This window comes from Aliidiomarina iranensis (genome assembly GCF_003987135.1).
GTDB lineage: Bacteria > Pseudomonadota > Gammaproteobacteria > Enterobacterales > Alteromonadaceae > Aliidiomarina > Aliidiomarina iranensis.
Genome location: NZ_PIPJ01000036.1, coordinates 1 through 653, shown reverse-complemented (window position 1 = coordinate 653; position 653 = coordinate 1). Strand labels below are relative to the sequence as shown.

The window sequence follows — 653 nt, the reverse complement described above, 5'->3', positions numbered from 1 at the left end:
AGGAAAATGGTGGAGCCATGCGGGATCGAACCGCAGACCTCCTGGATGCAAACCAGGCGCTCTCCCAGCTGAGCTATGGCCCCATAGTGCTTGTCTAAATCACCGATAGCCGCGTTGCGCGATTCGTTCAATCGGTCACATACCATCGAGGTATGCTCCCTCAATCACTCAACGGGCGCCTTGCTCTCGGCGATTTATCCTGCGCGTGCTAACTTCGGGGAAAACCCGCTTTTAACAGGCGCAAGGTTGCGCTTCTGACACCGAGAAAAACTCGGTTTTGGCTGTTTAGCAAGGCGTGAGGGGACGAAGCATACACCAGTATGCGAGCTATCAAACTACGCTGCCAAACGAACCAAACATCTTCGAGTTGTGACAAGGCGCCAAGGAGGAAGCATACACCAGTATGCGACGACGAAGGCAACGCTGTTCACAGCGAAGAAGTGGTGGGTCTGAGTAGACTTGAACTACCGACCTCACCCTTATCAGGGGTGCGCTCTAACCAGCTGAGCTACAGACCCGTAACTGTTCTTTGTTCCATCTATCAAGCCAATCAATCTGTGTGAGCACTCACTCAATTACGCATCTTCATCGTTAAGGAGGTGATCCAGCCGCAGGTTCCCCTACGGCTACCTTGTTACGACTTCACCCCAGTC

The 653-nt window shown here is 53.0% G+C and carries 2 tRNA genes and 1 rRNA gene; all 3 read right to left on the bottom strand.

The window, feature by feature from the left end:
• Nucleotides 1-7 precede the first annotated feature (7 nt).
• Nucleotides 8-83, bottom strand: a tRNA-Ala gene (locus CWE08_RS12140).
• A 358-nt stretch (nucleotides 84-441) separates the two neighbouring features.
• Nucleotides 442-518 (bottom strand) — tRNA-Ile (locus CWE08_RS12135).
• A 74-nt stretch (nucleotides 519-592) separates the two neighbouring features.
• Nucleotides 593-653 (bottom strand): 16S ribosomal RNA (locus CWE08_RS12130); the annotation flags it as partial.